Source organism: Stenotrophomonas nitritireducens (assembly GCF_050984405.1).
Classification (GTDB): Bacteria; Pseudomonadota; Gammaproteobacteria; order Xanthomonadales; family Xanthomonadaceae; genus Stenotrophomonas; species Stenotrophomonas nitritireducens_B.
In genome coordinates this window covers 1,566,503-1,589,780 of record NZ_CP158790.1, presented here as the reverse complement: position 1 = coordinate 1,589,780, position 23,278 = coordinate 1,566,503, and the positions used below count along the sequence as shown (strand labels likewise).

28 protein-coding genes are annotated in these 23,278 nt (G+C 67.3%); 3 read left to right on the top strand and 25 right to left on the bottom strand.

The features are described 5' to 3' along the window. Nucleotides 1–15: 15 nt before the first annotated feature. From ABTV91_RS06750 to ABTV91_RS06725, 6 genes are all read right to left on the bottom strand, one after another. On the bottom strand, nt 16–1,077 hold the full coding sequence (locus ABTV91_RS06750) for a suppressor of fused domain protein (RefSeq protein WP_433853803.1): 1,062 nt from the start codon (nt 1,075–1,077) through the stop codon (nt 16–18). A gap of 108 nt (nt 1,078–1,185) precedes the next feature. After that, nucleotides 1,186–1,665 (bottom strand): hypothetical protein, encoded by a 480-nt coding sequence (locus tag ABTV91_RS06745; RefSeq protein ID WP_433853802.1) that lies wholly within the window; start codon nt 1,663–1,665, stop codon nt 1,186–1,188. 119 nt (nt 1,666–1,784) lie between these two features. Next, entirely contained in the window at nt 1,785–3,680 is a 1,896-nt protein-coding gene (gene prpE / locus ABTV91_RS06740) for a propionate--CoA ligase (RefSeq protein ID WP_433853801.1), read from the bottom strand. An 80-nt stretch (nt 3,681–3,760) separates the two neighbouring features. Further along, the gene (locus tag ABTV91_RS06735; RefSeq protein ID WP_433853800.1) at nt 3,761–4,384 is read right to left on the bottom strand and encodes an RluA family pseudouridine synthase; all 624 of its coding nucleotides are present in this window, start codon (nt 4,382–4,384) and stop codon (nt 3,761–3,763) included. Nucleotides 4,385–4,557: 173 nt separating this feature from the next. Further along, nucleotides 4,558–5,541, bottom strand: coding sequence for a malate dehydrogenase (locus ABTV91_RS06730; protein WP_433853799.1), 984 nt, complete (start codon nt 5,539–5,541; stop codon nt 4,558–4,560). A gap of 115 nt (nt 5,542–5,656) precedes the next feature. Then, nucleotides 5,657–6,151, bottom strand: a complete 495-nt coding sequence (locus tag ABTV91_RS06725; RefSeq protein WP_433853798.1) for a peptidylprolyl isomerase — start codon at nt 6,149–6,151, stop codon at nt 5,657–5,659. A 214-nt stretch (nt 6,152–6,365) separates the two neighbouring features. On the opposite strand from ABTV91_RS06725, the gene typA reads away from it, so the two are divergent. The 3 genes from typA (at nt 6,366) to ABTV91_RS06710 (ending at nt 10,500) form a co-directional block, all read left to right on the top strand. Then, the gene (gene typA, locus ABTV91_RS06720; protein WP_433853797.1) at nt 6,366–8,195 is read left to right on the top strand and encodes a translational GTPase TypA; all 1,830 of its coding nucleotides are present in this window, start codon (nt 6,366–6,368) and stop codon (nt 8,193–8,195) included. Between the two features lie 5 nt (nt 8,196–8,200). Beyond that, nucleotides 8,201–8,683, top strand: coding sequence for a DUF2127 domain-containing protein (locus tag ABTV91_RS06715; protein WP_433853796.1), 483 nt, complete (start codon nt 8,201–8,203; stop codon nt 8,681–8,683). Between the two features lie 218 nt (nt 8,684–8,901). Further along, nucleotides 8,902–10,500 carry an amidase gene (locus ABTV91_RS06710; protein ID WP_433853795.1) on the top strand — a complete coding sequence of 533 codons (1,599 nt, stop codon included), beginning with the start codon at nt 8,902–8,904 and terminating at the stop codon, nt 10,498–10,500. Between the two features lie 9 nt (nt 10,501–10,509). Here the strand turns inward: ABTV91_RS06710 and ABTV91_RS06705 are convergent, their stop codons facing one another. The 19 genes from ABTV91_RS06705 to rplN form a co-directional block, all read right to left on the bottom strand. After that, nucleotides 10,510–11,625 carry a mechanosensitive ion channel family protein gene (locus ABTV91_RS06705; RefSeq protein WP_433853794.1) on the bottom strand — a complete coding sequence of 372 codons (1,116 nt, stop codon included), beginning with the start codon at nt 11,623–11,625 and terminating at the stop codon, nt 10,510–10,512. A 166-nt stretch (nt 11,626–11,791) separates the two neighbouring features. Next, the gene (locus ABTV91_RS06700) at nt 11,792–13,174 is read right to left on the bottom strand and encodes a class II 3-deoxy-7-phosphoheptulonate synthase (protein WP_433853793.1); all 1,383 of its coding nucleotides are present in this window, start codon (nt 13,172–13,174) and stop codon (nt 11,792–11,794) included. A gap of 36 nt (nt 13,175–13,210) precedes the next feature. Continuing rightward, on the bottom strand, nt 13,211–13,726 hold the full coding sequence (locus ABTV91_RS06695; protein ID WP_433853792.1) for a disulfide bond formation protein B: 516 nt from the start codon (nt 13,724–13,726) through the stop codon (nt 13,211–13,213). A 323-nt stretch (nt 13,727–14,049) separates the two neighbouring features. Beyond that, complete coding sequence (gene rplQ / locus ABTV91_RS06690) at nt 14,050–14,436, bottom strand: 50S ribosomal protein L17 (protein WP_433853791.1); 387 nt, start codon at nt 14,434–14,436, stop codon at nt 14,050–14,052. 196 nt (nt 14,437–14,632) lie between these two features. After that, complete coding sequence (locus ABTV91_RS06685; protein WP_054663357.1) at nt 14,633–15,631, bottom strand: DNA-directed RNA polymerase subunit alpha; 999 nt, start codon at nt 15,629–15,631, stop codon at nt 14,633–14,635. Nucleotides 15,632–15,686: 55 nt separating this feature from the next. After that, nucleotides 15,687–16,316, bottom strand: coding sequence for a 30S ribosomal protein S4 (gene rpsD, locus ABTV91_RS06680; protein ID WP_433853790.1), 630 nt, complete (start codon nt 16,314–16,316; stop codon nt 15,687–15,689). Nucleotides 16,317–16,330: 14 nt separating this feature from the next. After that, nucleotides 16,331–16,723: a 30S ribosomal protein S11 gene (gene rpsK / locus ABTV91_RS06675; RefSeq protein WP_054663352.1), complete on the bottom strand. Its 393-nt coding sequence runs from the start codon at nt 16,721–16,723 to the stop codon at nt 16,331–16,333. Nucleotides 16,724–16,736: 13 nt separating this feature from the next. Further along, nucleotides 16,737–17,093 (bottom strand): 30S ribosomal protein S13, encoded by a 357-nt coding sequence (rpsM, locus tag ABTV91_RS06670; protein WP_054663350.1) that lies wholly within the window; start codon nt 17,091–17,093, stop codon nt 16,737–16,739. 349 nt (nt 17,094–17,442) lie between these two features. Then, complete coding sequence (gene secY, locus ABTV91_RS06665; protein ID WP_433853789.1) at nt 17,443–18,798, bottom strand: preprotein translocase subunit SecY; 1,356 nt, start codon at nt 18,796–18,798, stop codon at nt 17,443–17,445. Nucleotides 18,799–18,805: 7 nt separating this feature from the next. Beyond that, entirely contained in the window at nt 18,806–19,249 is a 444-nt protein-coding gene (rplO, locus tag ABTV91_RS06660) for a 50S ribosomal protein L15 (RefSeq protein ID WP_433853788.1), read from the bottom strand. Nucleotides 19,250–19,255: 6 nt separating this feature from the next. Then, nucleotides 19,256–19,447 (bottom strand): 50S ribosomal protein L30, encoded by a 192-nt coding sequence (rpmD, locus tag ABTV91_RS06655; protein WP_005408214.1) that lies wholly within the window; start codon nt 19,445–19,447, stop codon nt 19,256–19,258. Continuing rightward, nucleotides 19,440–19,982, bottom strand: a complete 543-nt coding sequence (gene rpsE, locus ABTV91_RS06650) for a 30S ribosomal protein S5 (RefSeq protein ID WP_055767513.1) — start codon at nt 19,980–19,982, stop codon at nt 19,440–19,442. Before rpsE ends, rpmD begins: the two co-directional genes overlap by 8 nt. A gap of 159 nt (nt 19,983–20,141) precedes the next feature. Beyond that, on the bottom strand, nt 20,142–20,495 hold the full coding sequence (rplR, locus tag ABTV91_RS06645) for a 50S ribosomal protein L18 (protein WP_054663339.1): 354 nt from the start codon (nt 20,493–20,495) through the stop codon (nt 20,142–20,144). A 33-nt stretch (nt 20,496–20,528) separates the two neighbouring features. Beyond that, nucleotides 20,529–21,056: a 50S ribosomal protein L6 gene (gene rplF, locus ABTV91_RS06640; protein WP_433853787.1), complete on the bottom strand. Its 528-nt coding sequence runs from the start codon at nt 21,054–21,056 to the stop codon at nt 20,529–20,531. Between the two features lie 17 nt (nt 21,057–21,073). After that, on the bottom strand, nt 21,074–21,472 hold the full coding sequence (gene rpsH, locus ABTV91_RS06635; protein WP_433853786.1) for a 30S ribosomal protein S8: 399 nt from the start codon (nt 21,470–21,472) through the stop codon (nt 21,074–21,076). Between the two features lie 216 nt (nt 21,473–21,688). Beyond that, complete coding sequence (gene rpsN / locus ABTV91_RS06630; protein WP_433853785.1) at nt 21,689–21,994, bottom strand: 30S ribosomal protein S14; 306 nt, start codon at nt 21,992–21,994, stop codon at nt 21,689–21,691. Nucleotides 21,995–22,012: 18 nt separating this feature from the next. Then, complete coding sequence (gene rplE / locus ABTV91_RS06625; protein WP_104938140.1) at nt 22,013–22,555, bottom strand: 50S ribosomal protein L5; 543 nt, start codon at nt 22,553–22,555, stop codon at nt 22,013–22,015. An 11-nt stretch (nt 22,556–22,566) separates the two neighbouring features. Continuing rightward, nucleotides 22,567–22,884, bottom strand: coding sequence for a 50S ribosomal protein L24 (gene rplX, locus ABTV91_RS06620; RefSeq protein ID WP_054663326.1), 318 nt, complete (start codon nt 22,882–22,884; stop codon nt 22,567–22,569). A gap of 16 nt (nt 22,885–22,900) precedes the next feature. Further along, nucleotides 22,901–23,269: a 50S ribosomal protein L14 gene (gene rplN / locus ABTV91_RS06615; protein ID WP_003479595.1), complete on the bottom strand. Its 369-nt coding sequence runs from the start codon at nt 23,267–23,269 to the stop codon at nt 22,901–22,903. Nucleotides 23,270–23,278 lie beyond the last annotated feature (9 nt).

Genomic DNA, 23,278 nt, shown 5'->3' with positions numbered 1-23,278 from the left:
GGGCAGACGGACCGCTCAGCCGATCTCGCGGATCACGTTGCCGTGGCCGTCGCGCAGCTGCGTGGGCACCACTTCCACCTGCAGCCTCCCGCCCGGCAGCGCATAGACGCCGCGCTCGGCGCGGATGGTGCCCAGCATCGCCGCGAGCGTGGCGTCGGACAGCACGCAGCGCGCGCTGTCGTCATCCAGCTGCAGCGCGTCCGCCACGCCCGGTTCGAAGCGCCACTGCCGCTCCCTGCCGAGCACCACCAGCGGCCGGTCGTGCGGCAGGCGCAGCGGCAGCAGTTCCAGCACGCTGCCGACCTGCCCGGCGCCCAGCACCAGCGTGATGCCCGCGCCGTCGGCGGACCAGTCCAGCGTGTCCACGAACAGCATGCCGGTGCTGGAACCCTCGCGCCGGCTGCCCGCTTCCAACCGCGCCGCCAGCGCCGGATCGGCCAGCAGCGAAGCGCGCGCGAGGGCGGTGATCCACGACGGCATCGCCGGCGCCAGCGCATCCAGCACGCCCAGCGTCGACCAGCGCCTGACCGCCGCCATCTCGTCGTCGGTCAGGCCCACCATCTGCAGGAAGGCCAGGCGCCCGTTGGGCGTATCGATCGCCGGCAGCTGCGGGTCGGCCACGAAGGCCAGGTGGCGCAGCTGCGTATCGGCCTCCAGCGCGATCGGGCCATTGGCATCGAGGTGGTGGCCGGCCTCGAACACGTTGCCGCTGCCGAACACGTAGCGCGCCACGTTCTGCAGCAGGTTCAGCGGCCACGCCGGCGGCATGCCGCCGCTGCCTTCGCCGGCATCCGCCGCGAGGCGGAAGGTCAGCTCGAAACCGAAGCCGCTTTCCTGCGGATCGTCGCTCTGTTTGTCGTACAGCTCGGAGAAGCCGTAGGTGACGTAGTGCCAGTGCGGCTGCGGCGCCTGGCTCCAGTAGACGCTGATGCCGTCCAGCGGATCGTCGCCGCCCAGCGTGTGCGACACCAGCGTGCCGTAGTGCCTCGGCTCCTGCCGCGGATACACCGCGCGCAGCGCCGCGTTGATGGCGTCCCATCCCGCGGTGCCGGTTTCGCCGCCGTCGTGTTGATCCATGCCTGGCGCTCCCTCGGATACGAACCGCGCATGATAGTGCCGACCGCGCGGCGGCAGGCGGCGATGCCCGCCCTCACCTGCGCCGCGTGCCGGGCGCCGGTGCGGGCCTCACGCCAGCACCAGCGCGCGCGTCTCCTCCAGCCAGCGGTTGGCGAATGCCGGGCTCTTGGCCCTGCCCAGCGCGGCCGCCACTTCCGGCCACAGCTGTTCCAGCCCCACCGCGTTGCGGCTGCGCTCGATCTTGAGCTGGATCAGGTAGCCCTTCAGGCCGAGATGCCGGCGCACCGACTCGGCCATCCAGTCGCGCAGCTGCTGGCAGCGCAGCGGGTCGTCGCCCAGCTGCGTGGTGACCGGCACTTCCGGCGCGCGCTCGACGCTGCCGCCGACCGCCTCGATCAATCCCAGCGCCGCCAGTTGTTCCAGCACGTCCTCCGGCGCCCGCAGCCCCTGCGCCATCTGCTGCAGCTCACGGCTGTCGCGCTGCCCGTCCACCAGCAGCAGCACCGAACGCAGCGCCGGCGCCAGGCGCAGGCCGCGGTCCTCGATCTCGCGACGGCCAGCCGCCGTCTTGGCATGGATCAACGCCATTCCCCCTCCCGCATTTGTGCATCGCAACCACGATGCGCGCGAACGGCAGGCGGGCCCCCGCCCCGTCGTGTCCTGCCCGCACGCGCATCGCCCCTGCGATCGCCGCCCTGCGGCCCGCGCTATGTCCCCAGCGCGCGGCGGATTTCCTCGAGTGCGCCCGGGTCGTCCAGCGTCGACAGGTCGCCCGGGTCGCGCCGCTCCGCCAGGGCCTGCAGCGAACGCCGCAGCAGCTTACCCGAACGGGTCTTGGGAAGCGCATTGACGATATGCACATGGGCCGGGCGCGCCACCGCCCCCAGCGACGCGGTGACCTGCCGCACCATCTCCGCCGACAGCGCCGCGACCTCGTCCGCGGCCGCCGCCTGCCTGAGGGTGGCGAACACCAGCGGCACCTGCCCCTTCAGTTCGTCGTGCACGCCGATCACCGCCGCCTCGGCCACGCGCGGATGGCCGCAGATGGCTTCCTCGATCTCGCGCGTGCCCAGCCGGTGCCCGGCCACGTTGATCACGTCGTCGGTGCGGCCGAGGATGAAGGTGTAGCCGTCCTCGTCGCGGATGGCCCAGTCCAGCGAGCTGTACAGCAGCTCGTCGAAATGGCTGAAATAACTCTGGAGGAACCGTTCGTCGTCGTTCCAGACCGTGCTCATGCAGCCCGGTGGCAACGGCGGCTGGATCACCAGCACGCCCTTCTGCCCGGGCGCGACCTCGGCGCCGGTCTGCTCGTCGATCACCTTCATCCGGTAGCCGAGATTGGGAAAACCCGGCGAGCCGAACTTCACCGGTTTCATGTCCAGGCCGGGCAGCAGCGTCAGCGCCGGCCAGCCGGTCTCGGTCTGCCAGTAGTTGTCGATCACCGGCTTGCGCAGCGCATCGCCGATCCACTGCGCGGTGGGCTCGTCCAGCGGCTCGCCGGCCAGGAACAGGTACTTCAGTTCCGACAGGTCGTGGCGGTGGATGAAATCCACGTCGTGCTTCTTCAGCACGCGGATCGCGGTGGGCGAAGAGAACATCGTGCGCACGCCGTACTGCTCGCACAGCGCCCACCAGATGCCGGGGTCTGGATTCGTCGGCAGTCCTTCGTACAGCAGCGACGTGCAGCCGCCGATCAGCGGCCCGTACACGTTGTAGGAATGGCCCACCGCCCAGCCGACGTCGGAGGTGGAGAACATCACTTGGCCGGGAGCGCAGTCGAACACGGTGCGCATCGACTGCGCCATCGCCACCGCGTAGCCGCCGACATCGCGCTGCACGCCCTTCGGCTTGCCGGTGGTGCCCGAGGTGTACAGCAGGTAGCTGGGCTCGTTGGATTCCAGCCACTCCACCGGTACTTCGACATCGCCCACCTGCGCGCGCAGCGCGGCGTAATCCTCGTCGCGCCCGGGCACCTTCGGCAGCGCCGCGTCCAGCCCGCGCGAGACGATCAGCACCTTCGGCGGCGGACTGGCGGCCTCGGCGCATGCCGCATCGACCATGGGCTTGTACGGGATCACCTTGCCGCCGCGCATGCCCGCGTCCGCGGCGATCAGCAGCTTCGGCCGGGCATCGTCGATGCGCAGCGCCAGGTTGTGCGCGGCGAAGCCGCCGAACACCACCGAGTGCACCGCGCCGATGCGCGCGCAGGCCAGCATGGCGAACACCGCCTCGGCCATGTTCGGCATGTAGATCACCACGCGGTCGCCGCGGCCGACGTCCAGTTCCTTGAGCACCGCGGCGAAGGCATTCACTTCGCGGTGCAGCTGGCGGTAGGTGATCTCGCGGGTCGTGCCGGTCTCGGTGGAAACGACCACCAGCGCCAGCTGGTCGGGCCGCTCCTGCAGGTGGCGGTCGACGGCGTTGTAGCAGAGGTTGGTCAGGCCGCCGACGAACCAGCGCCGGAACGGCGGGTTGGAGTAGTCCAGGATCTGCCGCGGCGGGCGATGCCAGTGGATCGCCCTGGCTTCTTCGGCCCAGAACGCCTCCGGTTCCTCGATGGAACGGCGATGGATCTGCTCGTACTGCACGACGTCCTCCGGCACCTGCCTGGTCCGCTTCGAGCATAATCCCGGGGCGGACGCCGCTCCCTGCGACGATGGTCGTACGACGAAAGCCGGACGCGCTAGAACGGACAGGACGAAGCGAACATCATCGCCGCGCCGGTCGCCGGATGGACGAAGGCGAGGCGGCACGCGTGCAGGTGCACGCGCGCCGCGGGCGCGGCCCCGTACAGCACGTCGCCGGCGATCGGATGGCCGAGGCTGGCCATGTGCAACCGCAGCTGGTGGCTGCGCCCGGTAATCGGGTCCAGTTCGACCCGCGTGCGGCCGGCCGCCGCATCGCGCGCCAGCACCCGCCAGCGCGTCAGCGCCGGCTTGCCGTGCTCGTGGTCCACCTTCTGCTTCGGCCGGTTCGGCCAGTCGCAGATCAACGGCAGCGCGATCTCGCCGGCATCGTCCTCGACCATGCCTTCGACCACGGCCTCGTAGCGCTTGCCGACGCGGCGCTGCTCGAACTGCGCAGACAGCGCCGCCTGCACCGTCCTGCCGCGCGCGTACAGCATCAGCCCGGAGGTCACCTGGTCCAGGCGATGTACGGTCAGCACATCCGGATGCACCGCCTGCAATCGCGACACCAGGCAATCCTGGTTCTCCGGCAGCCGCCCGGGCACGGACAGCAGGCCGGCCGGCTTTTCCGCCACCAGCAAGGCGTCGTCGATGTGGTGCAGCGCGATGTCGTGGGTCATGCGATACGGAAATCGAGAACAGTGGCCGGATACCGTGGGGCAGTGCCGGCCACAGGGCGGCAACCGCGGCGATGCCGGGGAGATGCGAGTCTGTCGGCCCGCGGGCGGTGTTACCCAAAGCAGAACGGGGAAGCCTGAGCCTCCCCGTTCGTCATGCCATCGGACCGCTGCGGTTACAGCAGGTCGGCCACGCCGGCGCGCTCTTCTTCCAGCTCGGCCAGGGTGATGTCGATGTACTTCCTGGAGAAGTCGTCGATCGGCAGGTCCTTGACGATGGTGTACCTGCCGTTCTCGGTGGTCACCGGGAAGCCGAACACCACGCCTTCCGGAATGCCGTAGGAGCCGTCGGACGGCACGCCCATGGTCACCCACTTGCCGTTGCTGCCCAGCACCCAGTCATGCACGTGGTCGATGGCGGCATTGGCGGCCGACGCGGCCGAGGACAGGCCACGGGCGGCGATGATGGCCGCGCCGCGCTTGCCGACGGTCGGGATGAAGGTGTTGGCGTTCCATTCCTGGTCGTTGACCAGTTCGGCCACCGAGGCGCCGCCGGTGGTGGCGAAGCGGTAGTCCGGGTACATGGTCGGGCTGTGGTTGCCCCACACGGTGAACTTCTCGAAGCTGTCCACGGTCTTGCCGGTCTTGGCAGCCAGCTGGCTCAGGGCGCGGTTGTGGTCCAGGCGCAGCATGGCGGTGAAGTTCTTCGGGTCCAGGTCCGGCGCCGACTTCATGGCGATGTAGGCGTTGGTATTGGCCGGGTTGCCGACCACCAGCACCTTCACGTCGCGCTTGGCCACGGCGTTCAGAGCCTTGCCCTGCACGGTGAAGATCTTGGCGTTTTCCAGCAGCAGGTCCTTGCGCTCCATGCCCGGGCCGCGCGGACGCGCGCCGACCAGCAGGGCCACGTCGACGTCCTTGAACGCCACCAGCGGGTCGGCGGTGGTCACCACGCCGGCCAGCAGCGGGAACGCGCAGTCTTCCAGCTCCATGACCACGCCCTTCAGGGCGGCCTGGGCCTTTTCGTTGTCGATCTCGAGCAGCTGCAGGATGACCGGCTGGTCCTTGCCGAGCATTTCGCCCGAAGCGATGCGGAACAGCAGGGCGTAGCCGATATTGCCGGCAGCGCCGGTCACGGCGACACGTACGGGTGCTTTCATGGGGGTTTCCTCTGCTAAGAAGGTGTCATCGGGTTGGCCCGGCCTTCGCGGTCGCGGAGGCGGGCCGGAACGGGTGCGCAAAAACGGCCACCTTTGCGGGTGGCCGTCGGCAGGATCAGGCGGCGAGGACCTTGTTCCACTCGGCCACGCGGTCGGCCTTGGCGGCCAGCACGGCGTCGGCATCGCCCTCGATGGTGATCTTGTTGATCAGGTCGCCCTGCTTGACCGAATCGACCACGTCCAGGCCTTCGGTGACCTTGCCGAACACGGTGTGCTTGCCGTCCAGCCAGTCGGTCTTGATGTGGGTGATGAAGAACTGGCTGCCGTTGGTGTTCGGGCCGGCATTGGCCATGGACAGCACGCCGCGCTCGTGGCGCACGCCGTTGTTGGTCTCGTCCTCGAAACGGTAGCCCGGGCCGCCGCGGCCGGAACCTTCCGGGCAGCCGCCCTGGATCATGAAATCGGCGATCACGCGGTGGAAGTTCAGGCCGTCGTAGAACCCGCGCTTGGCCAGGTTGACGAAGTTGGCCACGGTCAGCGGCGCCTTGTCGGCGAACAGCTCGACCGTGATCGGGCCGCGGGAGGTGTCGAAATGGGCGGTCAGGGACATGGGAATCCTTGTGGGAGAAGACGTCTATCGCAGACCGCATAGGATACACCCGCCCCGGCGGGCCCATCTCCCCCATCCCCGCTGCACCCCGCCCGGCCGCCGGCTGAATGCCCGCCCGGGGGCCCTTCACGGCCCCTTTTCGCGGATCGGCCGCATGCCCGTATAATGTTGGACTTCTTTTCCCCATTCACGGCACCGGCTGGCCGTCTTTCGCATGTCCATCGAAAACCTTCGCAACATCGCCATCGTCGCCCACGTCGACCATGGCAAGACCACCCTCGTCGACCAGTTGCTGAAGCAGTCTGGCACCCTGTCCGAGCGCACGGTGCTGGCAGAGCGCGTGATGGACAGCAACGACCAGGAAAAGGAACGCGGCATCACCATCCTGGCCAAGAACACCGCCATCAACTGGCAGGGCAACCGCATCAACATCGTCGACACCCCCGGACACGCCGACTTCGGCGGCGAGGTGGAGCGCGTGCTGTCGATGGTGGACTCCGTGCTGCTGCTGGTCGACGCGATGGACGGCCCGATGCCGCAGACCCGCTTCGTCACCCAGAAGGCCTTCGCGATGGGCTTCAGGCCGATCGTCGTGGTCAACAAGGTCGACCGCCCGGGCGCGCGCCCGGAATGGGTGATCGACCAGGTGTTCGACCTGTTCGACAAGCTCGGCGCCACCAACGAGCAGCTGGACTTCCCGATCGTCTACGCCTCGGGCCTGAACGGCTACGCCGGCATGGAAGACACCGTGCGCGACGGCGACATGACCCCGCTGTACGAAGCGATCATGAAGTACGTGCCGGCGCCGGAAGTCGAGACCGAAGGTCCGTTCCAGATGCGCATCAGCCAGCTGGACTACAACAACTTCGTCGGCGTGATCGGCATCGGCCGCATCCAGCGCGGCAAGGTCAGGAAGAACATGCCGGTCAGCATCGTCGACCGCGAAGGCAAGAAGCGCCAGGGCAAGATCCTGCAGGTGCTGGGCTTCATGGGCCTTGAGCGCATCGAGGTCGAGGAAGCCCAGGCCGGCGACATCGTGGCCATCTCCGGCATCCAGGAGCTGACCATCTCCGACACCGTCTGCGCGCTGGACACCCCGGAAGCGCTGCCGGCCCTGACCGTGGACGAGCCGACCATCTCGATGACCTTCCAGGTCAACAACTCGCCGTTCGCCGGCAACAAGGACCTGTCCGGCGGCAAGTTCCTGACCAGCCGCCAGCTGAAGGAGCGCCTGGAGCGCGAGACCGTGCACAACGTGGCGCTGAAGGTCGAGCAGCTCGAGGACGCCGACAAGTTCCTGGTGTCCGGCCGCGGCGAGCTGCACCTGTCGGTGTTGATCGAAACCATGCGCCGCGAAGGCTACGAGCTGGCCGTGTCGCGCCCGGAAGTGATCATCAAGGAAATCGACGGCCAGCTGATGGAACCGATCGAACAGCTGGTGGTGGACATCGAAGAGCAGCACCAGGGCGGCGTGATGGAGAAGCTGGGCACCCGCAAGGCCCTGCTGGAGAACATGGAGTCCGACGGCAAGGGCCGCGTGCGCCTGGACTTCAAGATCCCGGCGCGCGGCCTGATCGGCTTCCAGAACGAGTTCAAGACCCTGACCCAGGGTTCTGGCCTGCTGTTCCACGTGTTCGACCATTACGGCCCGAAGGAACAGGGCGCCATCGCCAAGCGCCTGAACGGCGTGATGATCGCCAACGCCCCGGGCGCCACGCCGGCCTATTCGCTGGGCCCACTGCAGGAACGCGGCAAGCTGTTCGCGGCCGAAGGCGACAACGTGTACGAAGGCCAGCTGATCGGCATCCACTCCAAGGACAACGACCTGACCGTCAACGCGATCAAGACCAAGCCGCTGACCAACATGCGCGCTTCGGGCAAGGACGACGCGATCCAGCTGACCCCGGCCATCAAGTTCTCGCTGGAGCAGGCCCTGGACTTCATCGACGACGACGAGCTGGTGGAAATCACCCCGAAGGAAATCCGCCTGCGCAAGAAGTTCCTGACCGAGAGCGATCGCAAGCGCGCCTCCCGCGCCGGCTGATCGACTTGACCGCGCGCAAGCCCTACAACCCGGATCCGCACGCGCATCCGGGACTTGCCGCCATCGCCCTGCTGGAAGCGGTCAAGGCCGTGCTGGCCTTTCTCGCCGCCGCGGGCCTGGAGATCTCCGGGCCCGCTCCGCTGCGCACCATCGTCAATACGCTGATCCGCCGCGTCGGCGCCGATCCCGAGCACGGATCGTTCTCCACGCTGCTGGACATGATCACGCCCGACACCGTGCATGTCGGCGCCATCGCCCTGGTCGCCTATGGCCTGCTGCGCTCGCTGGAGGCCTGGGGCCTGTGGCGTGCCAAGGCCTGGGCGTCGTGGCTGGGCTGCATCTCCGCGGCGCTGTACCTGCCGCTGGACGTCTACGCCATCGTCCGCCATCCCGGCTGGGCGTCGTGGCTGCTGCTGGCCGCCAACATCCTGGTGGTCTGGGTGCTGGCACGTGATATCGGCAAGCGCCGGCCACCGGCCGGGCGCTGAGCCTCTCCCGCCGCTACAGCCGGCGGTGGTCAACACCCCCTCCTGCAGACCAACGTAACGCGCCGCGCGGCATGCTTCCCGATCGCCGGCTTCCCTTGCCCGGCATCGCCGCCGTTTCCCGCGCCCACCTTTCGAACACCGCAGCGCCCCTGACGGACGGCGCCAGATCGCACGCATGCCGTTTGCCAAGCCCTGTCCGGCCCGATAGCCTGCGCGGCATGCGGCCCATCCTGAAGCCTTCCCGACTGCTCCTGCCCGTGCTGGCGGCAACGCTGTGCTGCGCCTGCCAGCGCACCTCCAGCGCCAGCCCGGCCGCCGCGCAGCCGTTCCCCTACCAGGAAGCGGGCATCGCCGAACTGCAGGCGCGGATGACCGCCGGCGAGCTTGACAGCGTCACCCTCACCGACGCCTACCTGCGCCGCATCGCCGAGCTGGACCGGGCAGGCCCGGCGCTGCGCTCGGTGATCGAAATCAACCCGGCCGCGCGCCGCGAAGCCGCGCAGCGCGATGCCGAGCGCCGCGCCGGGCGCGTTCGCGGTCCGCTGCACGGCATGCCGATCCTGCTCAAGGACAACATCGGCGCCACGCCGATGCACAACACCGCCGGCTCGCTGGCGCTCAAGACCTTCCGCCCGCAGCGTGACGCCTTCCTGGTGCAGCGCCTGCGCGAGGCCGGCGCGGTGATCCTGGGCAAGACCAATCTGAGCGAATGGGCCAACTTCCGTTCCACCCGTTCGACCTCGGGCTGGAGCGCGCTCGGCGGGCAGACCCGCAATCCGTATGCGCTGGACCACAACCCCTGCGGGTCCAGCTCGGGCAGCGCGGTGGCCGTGGCCGCCAACCTGGCGGTGGCCGCCGTCGGCACCGAAACCGACGGCAGCATCGTCTGCCCGGCCGCGGCCAACGGCGTCGTCGGGCTCAAGCCGACGGTGGGGCTGGTCAGCCGCGACGGCGTCATCCCCATTTCCTTCAGCCAGGACACCGCCGGCCCGATGGCGCGCAGCGTCGCCGATGCCGCGCTGCTGCTCGGCGCGATGGCCGGCCGCGACGAATCCGACCCCGCCACCGCGGCCATGCCCGGACGCGCCGTGTACGACTACGGCGCGCGGCTGCGCCCGGACGCGCTGCGCGGCGCGCGCATCGGCGTGCTGCGCAACGCGCTGGGCGAACGCCCGGAAATCCGGCCGTTGCTGGACCAGGCAGTCGCGGCGATGCGCGCCGCTGGCGCCACCGTGGTCGAGACCACCCTGCCCGGCGAAGACGGCTGGGAGAAGGACGAAATGACGGTCCTGCTGTACGAGTTCAAGAACGGCCTGAACCGCTACTTCGAGCAATGGCGCACGCCGGTGGACTCGCTCGGCGCGCTGATCGCGTTCAACCGCGCCCATGCCGCGCAGGAAATGCCGTTCTTCGGCCAGGAACTGCTGGAACAGGCCGACGCCGTCGGCTCGCTCAACGATCCGGCCTATATCGCCGCGCGCGGCAATGCGCGGCGGCTCGCCGGCCCGGAGGGCATCGATGCCGCGCTGCGCGCCGACCGGCTCGACGCCCTGATCGCGCCCACGACCGGCGCGGCGTGGCGCACGACGCCCGGCCAGGGCGATGCCTACCCGGGCGGCAGCTACGGCGCCGCCGCGGTGGCCGGCTACCCGAGCCTGAGCGTGCCCATGGGCCACGCCGATGGCCTGCCGCTGGGACTGCTGTTCATGGGCACCGCCTGGAGCGAGCCGCGCCTGCTGGAACTGGGCCATGCCTACGAGCAGCTGACGCGGGCGCGCAGGCCACCGGCGTTCGCCGACACGCCGCAGGCCCGCTGACGCCTGCCCCTAGGCCGCCGGTGCGCCGTCCTCCGCGCCCGGCGAACGCACGTCCTCCGGCGCGCCGTCCTGCAACGGGTACGGCGCCTCGGCCTGGCGCCCGATCTCCGCGCGCAGCCGCGGCAAGGCGTAGGGATGCTCCCGCGCCAGGAAATCGATCATGCGCTCGCGCACGATGCAGCGCAGGTCGAAGGCGTCGCCGGAATTGCGCGCGCTCACCAGCAGGCGCACCTGGATGGCGTGTTCGTTCGTCTCGGTCACCTGTGTCACGCAGACCCGTCCATCCCACAACTGCGCCTCGTGGCAGATCCGCTCCAGCTCGGCGCGCACCGCCGCGACCGGCGTCCGGTAATCCAGCCACAGGAACGCGGTTCCCAGCAGGTCGGCGCTGCGCCGGGTCCAGTTCTGGAACGGATTCTCGATGAACCAGGACAGCGGCACCACCATGCGCCGCTCGTCCCAGATCCGCACCACCACGTACGAACTGCCGATCTCCTCGATCCGCCCCCACTCGCCTTCCACGATCACCACGTCGTCCAGCCGGATCGGCTGGGTCAGCGCGATCTGCAGCCCGGCGATCAGGTTGCCGAACACCGGCCTTGCGGCGATGCCGGCCACCAGGCCGACGATGCCCGCCGAGGCCAGCAGGGTCTTGCCGACCTGCCGCACCTGCGGGAAGGTCAACAGCACCACCGCCACGCCGCACAGCACGATCGCGCCCATCAGCACCCGGCTCAGCACCCGCGCCTGGGTCTGGATGCGGCGCGCGGCAAGGTTGTCGGCCACCTCGATCGGGTGGCTGCGCACGATCGCACGCTCGCCGGCCGCCACAGCGCGCACCAGCAGCCAGGTCAGGCACGCCACCACGCCCACGTGCAGCAGGTGCTGCGCCGCCTGCAGCGCCCGCCCCTGCAACGGGGTCGCGCCCAGCGCCATTTCGAGGAACAGCAGCGGCAGGAAGAACGCCAGCGGCAGGCTCACCACCCGCACGATGCGCGCGCGCCGGTAGTCGCGCCCCCGGGTACGCCGGAACAGCCACAGCATCAGCGTCCAGACGACGACACCGACGAGAATCGCCGCCCCCAGCGGCAGGGCGTAGGTGCGTATGACGGTCCATTCGGCCATCGATGCGTGTCCTCCGGGGAGACGAAAGGATGTGCCACGCAGAATGCGCCCATCGGCATGATCGCAATGTCATGCCGCAGGCGGGCCGCTTCCCGTCGCGATCACCTCCGTCCTGCGGACGCGCCCGCGCTGCGCGCGTCCAGGCCGTCCGGCACGCCTGCCGAAGCTAGGCTTCCGGCGCCTGCTGCCGCTTGCGCACGATCGCCATCGCGATCTCCAGCGACTGCTCGTAGTTCAGCCGCGGGTCCACGGTGGAACGGTAGGCCCGTTCCAGATCCAGCTCGGTGAGCTCGCGCGCGCCGCCGGTGCATTCGGTGACGTCCTCGCCGGTCAGCTCCAGGTGCACGCCGCCCAGGCGCGTGCCGGCCGCGGCATGCAGGTCCAGCGACAGTTCCACCTCGCTGCGGATGTTGTCGAAGCGGCGGGTCTTGTAGCCGTTGCTGGTGCTCTCGGTATTGCCGTGCATCGCATCGCACACCCACAGCACGCGCCGGCCGTCGCGCTTCACCGCGTCCAGCAGCGGCGGCAGCTTCTCCGCGATCTGCGCCGCGCCCATGCGGTGAATGAAGCTCAGCCGGCCCGGCTCGTCATCGGGATTGAGCGCGTCGATCAGACGCAGCAGCTGGTCCGGCTGCACCGACGGCCCGACCTTGATCGCGATCGGGTTGCGCACGCCGCGCAGGTACTCCACGTGCGCCCCTTCCAGCGCCGCGGTACGCATGCCGATCCACGGATAGTGCGTGCTCAGGTTGAACCAGCCGTGCTGGCGCGGCACCTGCCGGGTCAGCGCCTGCTCGTAGGGCAGCAGCAGCGCTTCGTGCGAGGTGTAGAAATCGACCCGGTTGAGGTTGTGCACCTGGGCGCCGGACAGGGTTTCCATGAAACGCACCGCATCGCCGATGGAACCGACCATCTTCTGGTACTCGGCCGCGAGCGGCGAGCAGCCCATCCAGCTCAGGTTCCAGTACTCGGGGTGGTGCAGGTCGGCGAAACCGCCGTCGATCAGCGCACGCACGAAGTTCATCGTCAGCGCCGACCGCGAATGCGCGACGATCATGCGCTGCGGATCGGGCACGCGCGCGGCCTCGGTGAACTCGGGCGCGTTGATCACGTCGCCGCGATAGCTGGGCAGGGTCACCCCGCCCCGCGTTTCGGTGTCGGCCGAACGCGGCTTGGCGTACTGCCCGGCGAAACGCCCGACCCGTATCACCGGCTTGCGCAGCCCGTGCACCAGCACCAGGCTCATCTGCAGCAGCACCTTGAGCCGGTTGGAGATCGTGCCGGATTCGCAATCGGCGAAGTTCTCCGCGCAGTCGCCGCCCTGCAGCAGGAAGCGCTTGCCCTCCTGCGCCTCGGCCAGCTGCTGCTTGAGCGCGAGGATCTCCCACGACGTCACCAGCGGCGGCAGCTGGCGCAGCTGCGCCAGCGCGGTTTCCAGCGCCTGCGGATCGGGATAGGTCGGCATCTGCAGCGCAGGCCGCCCACGCCAGCTGTCCGGCGCCCAGTTCGATGCGGAGGCGGCCGGGGACAAGGAGTGGGACAGGTTCATGCGGTTACCGTCGTGGTGCGTGGGGGAATCGTGGAATCAGAACAGGCGTGTCCTGCGCGCGCGCAGGCCGGCAATCAGCGCCCAGGCGGCGAGCAGCGCGAACCACACCAGGCTCCACATGGGCATGCTCAGGCCGAGGAAGGTCCAGTCGATGTTGCCGCAGTCGCCGGTGCCGGTGAGCACGGTACGAAACACCTCGAACGGCCCCATGGTCTCGCTGAGGAAGCCCAGCGGCGGCCCGCAGCTGCTGCCCAGGTCCTTCGGCAGCAGTTGCACGTAGACGTGGCGCCCGGCGATGCCGGCGCCCACGGCCGCGGCGACGAACGCCAGCACGCCATAGAGCGCGCGGCCGCCGCGCGACGACGGCCCGTGCAGCGCGCCCAGCAGGAACACCAGCCCCAGCGCGGCGAAGGCGATGCGCTGGAAGATGCACAACGGGCAAGGCTCCAGCCCCATCTTCAGCTGCATGTAGATCGCGAACGCCAGAAGGCCGGCGCATGCCAGGAAACCCAGCAGGCACTGCGCGCGGAAACTCCACCGCAAAGGATTCATCACGTCATTCCGGATCAATGATCCGGCAAGCGTAGCAGGCCCGCAGCCGCGCGGCAGCACCGCCGGGCATGACGATGCCGCATAAGCCCGGCGGCCCGCGTTCCTCCATCCGCGCACGTGCCTGGCATCCGGCAGCCACGCGCGACGGACGCCGGACCCTCCATGGACCATCAACGGCGGCCCGCATTCGGAGCGAGGCCACACGCGGGCGGACAGCACGCGTCGCGACCAGGCCAGCTCGGGGCGCAGGGCGCGGGTCCAGCAGAAACGAAAAACCCGGCCTGGGCCGGGTTCTCGTTGCATCGGTGCTGCGGAGGGCGCGATTACTCGGCCACTTCCTCGGCAACGACGGCCGGACGGTCCACCAGCTCGACGTAGGCCATCGGCGCGTTGTCGCCGGCGCGGAAGCCGCACTTCAGCAGGCGCAGGTAGCCGCCCGGACGGGTGGCGTAGCGCGGGCCCAGCACGGTGAACAGGTTGCCGACGGCTTCCTTGTCACGCAGGCGGGCGAACGCCAGACGACGGTTGGCGACGGAGTCGACCTTGGCCAGGGTGATCAGCGGCTCGGCGACGCGGCGCAGTTCCTTGGCCTTCGGCAGGGTGGTCTTGATCAGCTCGTGCTTGAACAGCGAGGCGGCCATGTTCTTGAACATCGCTTCGCGGTGGGCGCTGGTGCGGCTGAACTTACGGCCAGACTTCTGGTGACGCATGGGACAGATTCCTTGAATTGAATGATGAGACGTTGGACTTCATTGTCGCCATCGTGGCGTTGCTGCATGGACTGCGGATGGTCCTGGCCGCCCCATCCCTGGACGACCGGCGCAGCGGCCTTGTCAGCCGTCAGCGCGGGTACTGCTTACAACATTCCCCCGCATGGTCGCCCATGCGGGGGAACGGATGCTGCCATCAACCCAGCATGCCGTGGGCGGAGACGCCGGCCGGCGGCCAGTTCTCCAGCTTCATGCCGAGCGACAGGCCACGCTGGGCCAGCACTTCCTTGATCTCGGTCAGCGACTTCTTGCCGAGGTTCGGGGTCTTGAGCAGTTCCACTTCGGTCTTCTGGATCAGATCGCCGATGTAGTAGATGCTCTCGGCCTTCAGGCAGTTGGCCGAACGCACGGTCAGCTCCAGGTCGTCGATCGGGCGCAGCAGCACCGGATCCACGCCGTTGTTGGCCGGCTTGGCCGCACCGCGGTCGCGGTGGGTGAAGTCACCGAACACCGACAGCTGGTCGCTGAGGATGTCGGCCGCGGTGCGGACGGCTTCCTCGGCGTCGATCGTGCCGTTGGTTTCGATATCGATGACCAGCTTGTCCAGGTCGGTACGCTGTTCGACGCGGGCCGCTTCCACGGCATAGGCGACGCGGCGGACCGGCGAGAACGAGGCGTCCAGGACCAGGCGGCCGATGGCGCGGGTTTCTTCGTCCGGACGACGGCGCGATGCCGCCGGCTGGTAGCCGAAGCCACGCTCGACCTTCAGGCGCATGTTGATCGCCGTGTCCTTGGTCAGGTTGCAGATGATCTGCTCGCCGTTGAGGACTTCGACGTTGTGGTCGACCTTGATGTCGGCGGCAGTCACCACACCCGGGCCCTGCTTGGACAGGGAAATGGTGGCGCTGTCGCCGGAATGCATGCGGATGGCCACGTCCTTCAGGTTGAGCAGGACTTCGAGCACGTCCTCCTGCAGCCCTTCGACCGTGGTGTACTCATGCAGCACGCCGTCGATCTCGACTTCCGTGATGGCGAAGCCCGGGATGGACGACAGCAGCACGCGACGCAGGGCGTTGCCCAGCGTATGCCCGTAACCCCGCTCCAAGGGCTCGATAACGACCTTGGCGCGGGTGTCGGTAAGGCGTTCGATCTGCGGACCACGGGGACGCAGAACCTGGTTGGCGGTAACCGTCATGTTGCGGGTTCTCCTAGTGAACCCCCGGCCGTCGCCGGGGGTTCTCCAATGTGAATTACTTCGAGTACAGCTCGACGATCAGCGCTTCGTTGATGTCCGCCGGCAGGTCGGCGCGATCCGGCACGGCCTTGAACACGCCGCTGAACTTCTTCGAATCGACTTCGACCCACGACGGGCTCAGGTCATGCTGTTCGGCGATGGTCAGGGCTTCCTGCACACGCAGCTGCCTGGCAGCCTTTTCCGACAGTGCGATCGCGTCGCCGGCCTTGACCTGGTACGAGGCCAGGTTGACCGACTTGCCGTTCACGGTGACGCCGCGGTGCGAGACCAGCTGGCGCGCGGCCGGGCGGGTCACGGCGAAGCCCATGCGGTAGACGACGTTGTCCAGGCGGGTTTCCAACAGCTGCAGCAGGTTCTCGCCGGTGTTGCCCTTCTTGGTCGAGGCCTTCTTGTAGTAGTTGCGGAACTGGCGCTCCAGCAGGCCGTAGATGCGCTTGACCTTCTGCTTCTCGCGCAGCTGGGTGGCGTAGTCGGACAGCTTGCCCTTGCGGGCGGTGGCGCCGTGCTGGCCGGGCTTCTGCTCCAGCTTGCACTTGGAGTCCAGCGCGCGGGCCGGGCTCTTCAGCGACAGGTCGGCGCCTTCGCGACGGGCGAGCTTACAGGTAGGACCGATATAACGAGCCATTTCTTATCGCTCCTTTAGACGCGACGCTTCTTCGGCGGACGGCACCCGTTGTGCGGGATAGGCGTCACGTCGATGATGTTGGTGATCTTGTAGCCGACGTTGTTCAGCGAACGCACGGCCGACTCACGGCCCGGACCCGGACCCTTGATGCGGACTTCCAGCGACTTCACGCCGTAATCCAGCGCGGCCTTGCCGGCCTTCTCGGCGGCGACCTGCGCGGCGAACGGAGTCGACTTGCGCGAACCGCGGAAGCCGGCACCACCGGAGGTCGCCCAGGACAGTGCATTGCCCTGGCGGTCGGTGATGGTCACGATGGTGTTGTTGAAAGAAGCGTGGACGTGGGCGACGCCGTCGGTGATGACGCGCTTGATCTTCTTCTTGGTCTTAGCAGCAGCGGGCTTAGCCATTTTCTAGGGTCCCTTACTTCTTAAGCGCCTTGCGCGGACCCTTGCGGGTGCGTGCATTGGTCTTGGTGCGCTGACCACGCAGCGGCAGGCCGCGACGGTGACGCAGGCCGCGGTAGCAGCCCAGGTCCATCAGGCGCTTGATGGCGATGCCGACTTCACGACGCAGGTCGCCTTCGACGATGTACTTGCCCACTTCGAGGCGCAGACGGTCGATTTCCGGCTCCGACAGGTCGCGGATCTTGGTGGTCGAAGTAACGCCTGCGGCTTCGCAGACCTTCTTCGAGCGGGTACGGCCGATGCCGTAAATGCTTTGCAACCCGACCCAGACGTGCTTCTGGGCTGGCAGGTTGACGCCTGCAATACGCGCCATGACGCGGTTCTCCAGCTGAGTGATGGCCGAATGCGCACCGCGTGGCGCGCCATTCCGGCAGGATGGATCAAAAAAGTGAACTAGCGATTCTAACAAGGCCTCGGTTTGCTTGGAAGCCCGTGGAACACAAGGTTCCATGGACCCGGCGTGGGGAGTGTGCCCATGCTCCGGCGCCGGATGTGCCTGGCAGGGAGATCGCTCTCCGAGCCGCCCGCGCTACTCCCGCGCGGAACAACCACATCACACCCCCACCCGAGACCGCTGCGGGGGCCGCCCTTCTGTCTTGAAGGCCTGCCCCGGGAACCAGGGCGGCGCTTCGCGCTATGAAGCGGAAAGTATAGCGGGTGAATCAGCCGCGCGCAAAACCGCCGCGGTTGCCGCCCTTCAGGTTCGCCTTCTTCAGCAGGCTCTCGTACTGGTGCGACATCAGGTGCGCCTGCACCTGGGCGATGAAGTCCATCACCACCACCACCACGATCAGCAGCGAGGTGCCGCCGAAGTAGAACGATGCGTTCAGCTGCGTGCGCATGAGCTCCGGCAGCAGGCAGACGATCACCAGGTACAGCGAGCCGGCCGCGGTCAGGCGGGTCAGCACGCCGTCGATGTACTCGGCCGTGGCCTTGCCCGGGCGGATGCCGGGGATCAGCGCGCCCGACTTCTTCAGGTTGTCGGCGGTTTCCTGCGAGTTGAACACCAGCGCGGTATAGAAGAACGCGAAACCGGTGATCAGCGCGGCGAACACGATCATGTGCAGCGGCTCGCCCGGACCCAGCGCGTTGGCGACCTTCTGCAGCCAGGTCGCTGAACTGGCCTGGCCGGACCACATCGCCAGCGTGGCCGGGAAGGCCAGGATGCTGGAGGCGAAGATGGCCGGGATCACGCCCGCCATGTTCAGCTTCAGCGGCAGGAACGAGGTCTGGTTCATGTACGCATTGCGGCCACCTTGGCGGCGGGCGTAATTGACCGTGATGCGGCGCTGGCCGCGCTCGACGAAAACCACGAAGTAGGTGAACGCCAGCACTACCAGGACGATCAGCAGCAGCGAGATGAAGCTCATGTTGCCGTCGCGGTAGGACTCCACGGTCTGGATGACCGCCGCCGGCAGGCCGGCGACGATGCCGGCGAAGATGATCAGCGAGACGCCGTTGCCGATGCCGCGCTCGGTCACCTGCTCGCCGACCCACATCAGGAAGATGGTGCCGGCGGTCAGCGCGACCACGGCCGTGAGCACGAAGCCCATGCCCGGCGCGTAGACGACCGGCGCGCCGCCCGGCGACAGCTGGTTCTGCAGCGCCAGGGCGATCGAACCGCCCTGCACGATGGCCAGCAGCACCGCGCCGATGCGCGAATACTGGGTGATCTTGCGGCGTCCGGATTCACCTTCCTTCTGCATGGCCTTCAGGGCCGGGAAGATGTGGACCGCCAGCTGCATCACGATCGATGCCGAGATGTACGGCATCACGTTCAACGCGAAAATGCTGAAACGGTGCAGGGCGCCGCCCGAGAACATGTTGAACATGTCCACGATACCGCCGCCCTGCGCCTGCATCAGCGCAAGCATGGCATCGGGATTGACGCCCGGCACCGGCACGTAGCAGCCGATGCGATAGACGAGCAATGCCCCGACTACGAACAGAAGACGCTGGCGAAGTTCAGTGAACTTGCCCATTCCGCCCGCGAGGTTACCGATGCCAGCTTGCGCCATGTTTCAGTTACTCCTGTACGCTGCCGCCGGCAGCTTCGATCGCAGCCTTGGCGCCGGCGGTAGCCGCCACACCCTTCAGGGTGAACGCCTTGGTCAGCTCGCCCTTCAGGACGATCTTGGCCTTCTTGGCCGAGGTCGGGACCAGCTTGGCAGCGCGCAGCGCCGCGAAGTCGATCTCGCCGGCTTCCAGGCGATCCAGGTGGTAGGACAGCACTTCGGCGGTGTCCTTGGCCATCTTGGAACGGAAGCCGATCTTCGGCAGACGGCGCTGCATCGGGGTCTGGCCGCCTTCGAAGCCGGCCTTGATCTTGCCGCCACCCTTGCGGGCGAACGAACCCTTGTGGCCGCGGCCGGCGGTCTTGCCCAGGCCCGAGCCGATACCGCGGCCGACGCGGGTGCGCTCGGTGCGGGCGCCCGGTGCCGGGCTCAGTTCATTGAGACGCAGAGTCATGGTCGATTACTCCTCAACCTGGACGAGGTACTGAACCTTGTTGATCAGGCCGCGAACCTGCGGGCTGTCCTTCAGTTCACGCACATCGTTGAGCTTGTTCAGGCCCAGGGCACGCACCGACAGGCGGTGACGCGACTGGGTTCCACGCAGGCCGCGCACCAGGCGCACCTTCACGGTCTTGTTGGACTCATTAGCCATGGTTGAGTTCCTCCACCTTCTTGCCGCGCTTGGCCGCGATGCGGGCCGGCGACTGCATGCCCGCCAGACCCTTCACGGTGGCGCGCACCAGGTTGATCGGGTTGCGCGAACCGGTGGCCTTGGCCAGCACGTTCTTCACGCCAACGGCTTCCAGCACGGCGCGCATGGCACCGCCGGCGATCACGCCGGTACCTTCCGAAGCCGGCTGCATGAACACGCGGGCCGCGCCGTGGCCGTCCTTGACGGTGTGCCACAGGGTGCCGTTGTGCAGGTCCACGCTGACCAGGTTCTTGCGGGCCTGTTCCATCGACTTCTGGATGGCGACCGGCACTTCGCGCGCCTTGCCATAGCCGAAACCGACCTTGCCTTCGCCGTCGCCGACCACGGTCAGGGCGGTGAAGGTGAACTGGCGACCGCCCTTGACGGTCTTGCTGACGCGGTTGACCGCGACCAGCTTTTCGATCATGCCGTCGTCGATCTTCTCTTCGCGGTTACGGTCGCGATCGCGACCCCGCTGCTGACGCTCTTCTGCCATGTTGATTCCTTGGTTGTTGGGTATGTACGGCTCGGGGCCGCTTATGGTTGTGAAGTGATGCGTCGTTCCGGTGGGCCGCTGCAGAAGAGCGGCGCCGTCCGGCCTCACTCAGGCCGGCGAGCAGGCGGGCAGGAAGCCGAAGCCTCCTGCCCTTGTGCCTTAGAACTGCAGGCCGGCCTCGCGCGCGGCATCCGCCAGGGCCTTGATGCGGCCGTGGTAGCGGTAGCCCGAACGATCGAAGGCGACCTTCTCGACGCCGGCGGCCTTGGCGCGCTCGGCAACGATGCGGCCCACCTTGGCGGCGGCATCGGCGTTCTTGCCGTTCTTCAGGCCGTCCTTGACGTCGGCCTGGGTGGTGTTGGCGGCAGCCAGCACCTTCGAGCCGTCGGCGGTGAAGACCTGCGCGTACAGGTGCTGGCCGGTACGCAGCACCGACAGGCGCGGCACGCCCAGGGTGCGGATGTGCGAACGGGTCGACTTGGCGCGACGCAGGCGAGCGATGTTCTTGTTCATGATCTTTATCCTCGAAAGCTGAAAACCTAGGAATTAGGCCTTCTTGGCTTCCTTGCGAATGATGTTCTCACCGGCGTACTTCACGCCCTTGCCCTTGTAGGGCTCCGGCGGGCGGTAGCCACGGATCTTGGCGGCGACTTCACCGACCACCTGCTTGTCCGCGCCCTGCACGACGATTTCCGTCTGCGTCGGGGTGGCCAGGGTGATGCCTTCCGGCGCCACGAACACGACGGGGTGCGAGAAGCCCAGCGACAGGTTCAGGTCCTTGCCCTGCATGGCGGCGCGGTAACCCACGCCCACCAGCTCCAGCTTCTTCTCGAAGCCTTCGGACACGCCCTTGACCATGTTGGCCAGGATCGCGCGGACGGTGCCGGTGAGCGCATCGAAGGACGGGTCCTTCGGGTTCAGCGTGGCAACGCCGTTGTCGATGGTGATTTCAACGCCAGCGGCCTTGTTCAGCGACAGGGTGCCCTTCGGGCCCTTCACGCTCACGGATTCCGGCTGGATGTTCAGTTCAACGCCCTTGGGCAGGTTGATCGGCTTCTTGGCTACGCGGGACATGGTCTACTCCTTCTCGCTTAGGCCACGAAGCACAGGACTTCACCGCCGACGCCCTGCTGGCGCGCCTGCGCATCGGTCATGATGCCCTTGGAAGTGGAAATGATGGCGATGCCCAGGCCGTTGAGGACCTTCGGCAGCTCGCTCTTGCCGCGGTACTGGCGCAGGCCCGAACGCGAGAAGCGCTTCAGGGTCGCGATGACCGGCTTGCCCTCGAAGTACTTCAGGACGATTTCCAGCTCGGCCTTGTTGTTTTCCAGCTGGTTGACGCGCAGGTCGGCGATGTAACCCTCGTCCTTCAGGACCTGGGCAATCGCCACCTTGATCTTGGACGACGGCGCTTTCACCGTCTGCTTGCCAACCGCGGCCGCATTCTTGATGCGGACCAGCAGGTCGGCGATGGGATCAGTCATGCTCATGTGTATACCTTTGAGTGCACCGATATCCGCTTTCGCGAAAATCTCGAGTTTTCCCGGGAGGGGCCGGGGCCCTTTTCCAACGTCACCCGCACTTTCGGCCGGGCAAGACGCGGGAGTATACGACAAAAAGTCCGACTTGCGTCGGACTCTTCGTCTTGCCGGCAGGTTGCCCTTCCGGCCCGCCGGCCGGGCCTTGCGGCCCGGCGCGGAGGTTTCTTACCAGCTGGCCTTGCGCAGGCCCGGCACGTCGCCACGCATGGTGGCTTCGCGCAGCTTGTTGCGGCCCAGGCCGAACTTGCGGTACACGCCACGCGGGCGGCCCGACAGTTCGCAGCGGTTGCGCTGGCGGCTCGGCGACGAGTCGCGCGGCAGCTTGGACAGCTTGGCCGCAGCCTCGATCTTCTCCTCGTAGCTCGCGTCCTGCGAGGACACGATCTTCTTCAGAGCAGCACGCTTGTCGGCGTACTTCTTGGCCAGCTTTTCCCGCTTGATGTCGCGGTTGACCATGGAGGTCTTTGCCATTTCGGTTTCCTCGACGGATCAGTTACGGAACGGGAACTTGAACGCTGCCAGCAGCGCCTTCGCTTCCGCATCGGTCTTGGCGGTGGTGGTGATGGCGATATCCATGCCACGGATCGCATCGACGGCGTCGAAGTCGATTTCCGGGAAGATGATCTGTTCCTTCACGCCCATGTTGTAGTTGCCGCGACCGTCGAACGAACGACCCGACACGCCGCGGAAGTCACGCACGCGCGGCAGCGAGATGTTGATCAGGCGATCCAGGAATTCGAACATGGTGTTGCGGCGCAGGGTGACCTTGCAGCCGATCGGCCAGCCGTCGCGGATCTTGAACGAGGCCACCGAGATGCGCGACTTGGTGACCACCGGCTTCTGGCCGGTGATCTTGGTCATGTCGGCCACGGCGTTCTCGAGCACCTTCTTGTTGGTCGCGGCTTCGCCGACGCCCATGTTGACGGTGATCTTGACCAGCTTCGGCACTTCCATCGGATTGGTGTAGCCGAACTGCTTCATCAGCGCCGGCACCACTTCTTCCTTGTAGATTTTTTCGAGACGGGAAGTCATCAGCTCATTCCTCAGGCGTCAATCGCCTCACCGCTGGAGCGGAACACACGCAGTTTGCGTCCATCCTCCAGCACCTTGAAGCCAACGCGCTCGCCCTTGCCCGAAGCCGGGTTCAGGACATTGACGTTGGAGATATGGATCGAAGCTTCACGCTCGACCACGCCGCCGGCAACGCCTGCCTGCGGGTTCGGCTTGGTGTGGCGCTTGACGATGTTCACGTTGGCGACGACCACGCGGTCGCCGTCGACGCGGACGACTTCGCCCTGCTTGCCCTTGTCCTTGCCGGTGTTGACGACGACCTGGTCGCCCTTCTTGATACGGTTAGCCATGATTATCTCCTGTCGCTCACAGCACTTCGGGAGCGAGCGAGACGATCTTCATGAACTTCTCGGAACGAAGTTCACGGGTCACCGGCCCGAAGATGCGGGTGCCGATCGGCTCCTGCTTGTTGTTCAGCAGGACGGCGGCGTTGCCGTCGAAACGGATCAGCGAACCGTCGGCGCGACGCACACCCTTGCGGGTACGCACCACGACGGCGTCGTACACTTCGCCCTTCTTGACCTTGCCGCGCGGGATCGCGTCCTTCACGGTGACCTTGATGATGTCGCCGATGTGGGCATAACGGCGCTTCGAGCCGCCCAACACCTTGATGCACATCACTTCCTTGGCACCGGAGTTGTCAGCGACGTCGAGGTAGCTCTGCATCTGAATCATGATTCAGGC

Excerpts from the sequence above, each read along its gene's own strand:
- ABTV91_RS06750 (WP_433853803.1), bottom strand. The coding sequence starts at position 1,077 with ATGGATCAACACGACGGCGGCGAAACCGGCACCGCGGGATGGGACGCC.
- ABTV91_RS06745 (WP_433853802.1), bottom strand. The coding sequence starts at position 1,665 with ATGGCGTTGATCCATGCCAAGACGGCGGCTGGCCGTCGCGAGATCGAG.
- ABTV91_RS06735 (WP_433853800.1), bottom strand. The coding sequence starts at position 4,384 with ATGACCCACGACATCGCGCTGCACCACATCGACGACGCCTTGCTGGTG.
- ABTV91_RS06730 (WP_433853799.1), bottom strand. The coding sequence starts at position 5,541 with ATGAAAGCACCCGTACGTGTCGCCGTGACCGGCGCTGCCGGCAATATC.
- ABTV91_RS06725 (WP_433853798.1), bottom strand. The coding sequence starts at position 6,151 with ATGTCCCTGACCGCCCATTTCGACACCTCCCGCGGCCCGATCACGGTC.
- typA (WP_433853797.1), top strand. The coding sequence starts at position 6,366 with ATGTCCATCGAAAACCTTCGCAACATCGCCATCGTCGCCCACGTCGAC.
- ABTV91_RS06710 (WP_433853795.1), top strand. The coding sequence starts at position 8,902 with ATGCGGCCCATCCTGAAGCCTTCCCGACTGCTCCTGCCCGTGCTGGCG.
- ABTV91_RS06705 (WP_433853794.1), bottom strand. The coding sequence starts at position 11,625 with ATGGCCGAATGGACCGTCATACGCACCTACGCCCTGCCGCTGGGGGCG.
- ABTV91_RS06700 (WP_433853793.1), bottom strand. The coding sequence starts at position 13,174 with ATGAACCTGTCCCACTCCTTGTCCCCGGCCGCCTCCGCATCGAACTGG.
- ABTV91_RS06695 (WP_433853792.1), bottom strand. The coding sequence starts at position 13,726 with ATGAATCCTTTGCGGTGGAGTTTCCGCGCGCAGTGCCTGCTGGGTTTC.
- rplQ (WP_433853791.1), bottom strand. The coding sequence starts at position 14,436 with ATGCGTCACCAGAAGTCTGGCCGTAAGTTCAGCCGCACCAGCGCCCAC.
- ABTV91_RS06685 (WP_054663357.1), bottom strand. The coding sequence starts at position 15,631 with ATGACGGTTACCGCCAACCAGGTTCTGCGTCCCCGTGGTCCGCAGATC.
- rpsD (WP_433853790.1), bottom strand. The coding sequence starts at position 16,316 with ATGGCTCGTTATATCGGTCCTACCTGTAAGCTCGCCCGTCGCGAAGGC.
- rpsK (WP_054663352.1), bottom strand. The coding sequence starts at position 16,723 with ATGGCTAAGCCCGCTGCTGCTAAGACCAAGAAGAAGATCAAGCGCGTC.
- rpsM (WP_054663350.1), bottom strand. The coding sequence starts at position 17,093 with ATGGCGCGTATTGCAGGCGTCAACCTGCCAGCCCAGAAGCACGTCTGG.
- secY (WP_433853789.1), bottom strand. The coding sequence starts at position 18,798 with ATGGCGCAAGCTGGCATCGGTAACCTCGCGGGCGGAATGGGCAAGTTC.
- rplO (WP_433853788.1), bottom strand. The coding sequence starts at position 19,249 with ATGACTCTGCGTCTCAATGAACTGAGCCCGGCACCGGGCGCCCGCACC.
- rpmD (WP_005408214.1), bottom strand. The coding sequence starts at position 19,447 with ATGGCTAATGAGTCCAACAAGACCGTGAAGGTGCGCCTGGTGCGCGGC.
- rpsE (WP_055767513.1), bottom strand. The coding sequence starts at position 19,982 with ATGGCAGAAGAGCGTCAGCAGCGGGGTCGCGATCGCGACCGTAACCGC.
- rplR (WP_054663339.1), bottom strand. The coding sequence starts at position 20,495 with ATGAACAAGAACATCGCTCGCCTGCGTCGCGCCAAGTCGACCCGTTCG.
- rplF (WP_433853787.1), bottom strand. The coding sequence starts at position 21,056 with ATGTCCCGCGTAGCCAAGAAGCCGATCAACCTGCCCAAGGGCGTTGAA.
- rpsH (WP_433853786.1), bottom strand. The coding sequence starts at position 21,472 with ATGAGCATGACTGATCCCATCGCCGACCTGCTGGTCCGCATCAAGAAT.
- rpsN (WP_433853785.1), bottom strand. The coding sequence starts at position 21,994 with ATGGCAAAGACCTCCATGGTCAACCGCGACATCAAGCGGGAAAAGCTG.
- rplE (WP_104938140.1), bottom strand. The coding sequence starts at position 22,555 with ATGACTTCCCGTCTCGAAAAAATCTACAAGGAAGAAGTGGTGCCGGCG.
- rplX (WP_054663326.1), bottom strand. The coding sequence starts at position 22,884 with ATGGCTAACCGTATCAAGAAGGGCGACCAGGTCGTCGTCAACACCGGC.
- rplN (WP_003479595.1), bottom strand. The coding sequence starts at position 23,269 with ATGATTCAGATGCAGAGCTACCTCGACGTCGCTGACAACTCCGGTGCC.